General features: G+C 46.8%; 3 protein-coding genes. All 3 read left to right on the forward strand.

The genetic code is table 11. The features are described from left to right. The first annotated feature begins 95 nt into the window (after window positions 1-95). Window positions 96-899, forward strand: coding sequence for a hypothetical protein (locus tag MSA64_RS00380; protein ID WP_287890075.1), 804 nt, complete (start codon window positions 96-98; stop codon window positions 897-899). Window positions 900-1,089: 190 nt separating this feature from the next. Continuing rightward, window positions 1,090-2,094: an alpha/beta fold hydrolase gene (locus tag MSA64_RS00385; RefSeq protein ID WP_287890076.1), complete on the forward strand. Its 1,005-nt coding sequence runs from the start codon at window positions 1,090-1,092 to the stop codon at window positions 2,092-2,094. A gap of 57 nt (window positions 2,095-2,151) precedes the next feature. Then, on the forward strand, window positions 2,152-3,744 hold a 1,593-nt coding region (locus MSA64_RS00390; RefSeq protein WP_287890078.1), incomplete at its 3' end, for an Hsp70 family protein.

A 3,744-nucleotide genomic window follows, 5' to 3' on the forward strand; every position in this document is an offset into this window, starting at 1 on the left:
AAAATTATGAGATGCATCTGCCGAGTTATTCGATCGGCGATAAGATTTATGAAAAGATCGGACCGGTCTGAGAGTCTTACGGAAAGACGGTTCTGGTGATCGGAGGAAAGAGAGCGCTGGAAGCGGCTTATGAAAAGATTCAGAAAGCAGTAGACCGGACCAATCTGGTGAGAAAAGTATCTTCGGTGTTATCTGTATGTATTATTATCGGTCTTCTGGCAGTGTATGTGCCGAATATCATCGCAGGAGCCGGAAAAACCGGTGAGACGATATCGGTGATGACGGAAGGTCATATGCCGTTTGGAAAAGCACTGTATGTGGCATTCTTATATGGCACCTTTCAGCTGGCAAATGTAGCCGTGTTTGTACAGCATGCAAAATCATTTGAAAAACCGAAGGATGCCGTAAAGAGTATGGCAATCGGTGGAGTGGTAAATGCGATCCTGATGGTGATGGTCGTTCTCGGAATCATGACCGTATATCTGGAGCCTGAGATGAGCCGGCAAAGTGTGCCGACATTATTTATGGTGCAAAATGGTGTGGGGAAACGTTTTATGACACCGCTGATCTCTGTCCTGATCATCCTTGGTGCGGTGTCAACGGCTGTCAATATGGTAGCCGCCATGGTGCAGAGGATATGTCATGGTCTGGAAAAGAAAACACAGCAGACAAAACAGGAACAGAAAAAGACAGTTACAAAGATGCAGATATTGGTTGCACTGGTATGCTGTGTGGCGGATTTTGGAATTGCCCAGTTCGGACTGCTGACATTGATTCAGAAAGCGTACAGCATACTGGCTTACCTGGCAATTCCGGTGATACTGGTTCCGTATATAGTACATATGGTGGTTACACGGATGGATACCAGGAATGAAAGGATTACAGAAGAAAAATCCTGATAACTATTCAGTAGGTTGTAACTGTGAAGGGAATGAACAACTACAAATCCTGGTAATCTGTGAGATAAAATTCAAGTAAAAAAGATATGAAAAAGGGCTGTTATCAGAAATTGGTAGCAGTCTTTTTGGTAGACAGATTGATAAATTCTATTATAATATATTTTATAGAACAGCAGTCTGGAGGAATAGCGTGGAGAGATTAATTTTAAGTGAGCAGGATTACCGGGAACAGATGGAAAATGTTGTGAAACCGTATCTGGATATCCGCAAGTCCGTGCTGTGGCCGGAACGGGAAGAGGGGAAGAAAATCTACTGTGAGAGGTATCTGGCGGACAGTCCGAAGGGTGTGGTGATGATTTCCCATGGGTTTACGGAAACTGCGGAAAAATATAAAGAAGTGATTTATTATTTTGTGAAAAAACAGTATCATGTGTATCTGCCAGAGTACTGCGGGCATGGAAGAAGTTATCGGCTGATACCGGATAGTTCGCTGATTTATGTGGACGATTATCAGCGGTATGTGAACGATTTTCTGTATGTGGCAAAGATGGCAGCAAAAGAAAACCCTGGACTTCCGGTATTTTTATATGGACATTCCATGGGTGGAGGTCTTGCGGCAGCGGAGGCAGCGCAGGAGCCGGAGCTTTTCACGAAAGTGGTGCTTTCCTCTCCGATGATCCGTCCTGCAACCGGAAATATCCTGTGGCCGGTGGCAAAACAGATCGCTTTCGGTGCGTGCCAGCAGGGAAAAGGAGCGGAATATGTAGTCGGACAGCATCCGTATGAGGGACGGGAAAATTTTGAAACCAGTTCTTCTACCTGCAAGGTGCGGTTTGAATATTATCAGGATAAAAAAGAGAAAGAACCGTTGTTTCAGACAAACGGGGCGTCATACAGCTGGCTGTACCAGGCAGGGCGGCTGAACAGATATCTGCAACGGAAAGCGTGGAAGCAGATCCAGGCTCCTGTGCTGATCTTCCAGTCGGCAGAGGATCATCTGGTGTCAAAGCCGGAACAGGTACGGTTTGTGGTAAAACTTGCCAGACGGGGACTGACCTCGGGAACTATGATCATTGTACCGGGGACAAAGCATGAAATCTACGGATCCGGAAGCCGAATCCTGCGGGGATACTGGAAACGGATTTTTGCATTTCTGGAAGAGCCGCAGGCGGGAAAGGATGGTTCGGGAAAATAATAAAGATACAGGGTAACTATTCAGCAGACAGTATTGGTAATACGAGGGAAAAAGAAGATGGCAGTCATAGGAATTGATCTTGGAACAACCAATTCACTTGGTTGTGTCTACCGAAACGGAAAAGCGGAATTGATACCGAACGCATACGGCTCTTATCTTACACCGAGTGTGGTCAGTATGACGGAGGACGGAAAACTGATTGTGGGACAACCGGCGAAAGACCGGCTGATCACCCATCCGGAACGGACAGTTTCTTCTTTTAAGAAAGATATGGGAACCGGGCGCAGCTGGAAGCCTGGAGAAAAAAGTTTTCTTCCGGAAGAACTGAGCAGTCTGGTGATCCGGTCAATCGTGGAAGATGCACAGAATTATCTGGGCGAAGAGATTGAGGAAGCGGTGATCTCGGTTCCGGCGTATTTTCATGATGAACAGAGAGTGGCGGTAAAACGTGCCGGAGCACTTGCAGGGATCCATGTGGAACGGATCGTCAATGAGCCAAGTGCAGCGGCACTGGCATCTTATTTTACAGCAAATGAAGAACAGAATATGCTGGTGTTTGATTTTGGTGGAGGAACGCTGGATGTGTCACTGGTGGATTGCTTTGATACAATGGTAGAAATTGTGTCTGTGGCGGGAAATAACCGACTGGGAGGGGATGATTTTGATCGATTGATTGCGGAGCATTTTCTACGGGAACACGGAGTTGCAAGGCAGCAGCTGCGTGCGCAGGAATACGCGGTGCTTCTCAAACAGGCGGAACGATGCAAAAAGCTGCTTTCCGAGCAGGAAGAGGTCGTGATGCATGCGATGGTGGGGGATCAGGTTTATGAGAGTATCTATACGATGGACCGGTTGTTTGAGGAGAGTAAAGCTTTGTTAAAAGAGATCCGTCAGGTCATCGGAAGAGCATTGAAAGACGGGAAAATGACGATTCATGATGTGGATCTGGTGGTCATGGCAGGAGGATCCAGCAAAATGCCGCTGATTCAGAAGTATATCCGCCATCTGTTTCATAAAGCACCTATGGTGCAGGGAAACTGTGACGAGCTGATCGCGCTGGGACTTGGGCTTGTGTGTGGTGTGAAAGAGAGAAAAGAAGAGATAAAAGATTATATTCTGACGGATATCTGCCCGTTTTCTCTCGGCGTTGCCACGATAAATGAAGCAGACCCGGACCGGGCATATATGGCAAATATCATCAATCGCAATACGGTACTGCCGTGTTCGAGAGTACGCAGATTCTATACGGCATCGGATCAGCAGGATTATGTAGTTGTGGAGGTACATCAGGGAGAAAATACTTACGCGCAGGATAATCTGCTTCTTGGGAAAATCGAGATATCGGTTCCGCCAAAACCAAAGGGAAAAGAAGCGGTGGATGTCCGGTTTACCTATGATATCAACGGGATTTTGATGGTGGATACCCGGGTGGTATCTACCGGTGTGGTAAAAACACATATTATTTCTCAGAAAATTCCGGAAGCAGAACTGGAAGAACGTGTCCGGGAGCTGGAGAAAGCGGTCAGTATGCTGGAATATTATGATCCGTTTGAGGAAGAATTCGATGCATCGGAGTCTGACTGGGATCTGTGGGACGAAGAGGAAGCACAGGATCCGGACAATGAAGAAACGGACGAGGAGGAGTTATGG

The organism is Oliverpabstia sp. (assembly GCF_022785585.1).
Lineage (GTDB): Bacteria > Bacillota > Clostridia > Lachnospirales > Lachnospiraceae > Oliverpabstia > Oliverpabstia intestinalis.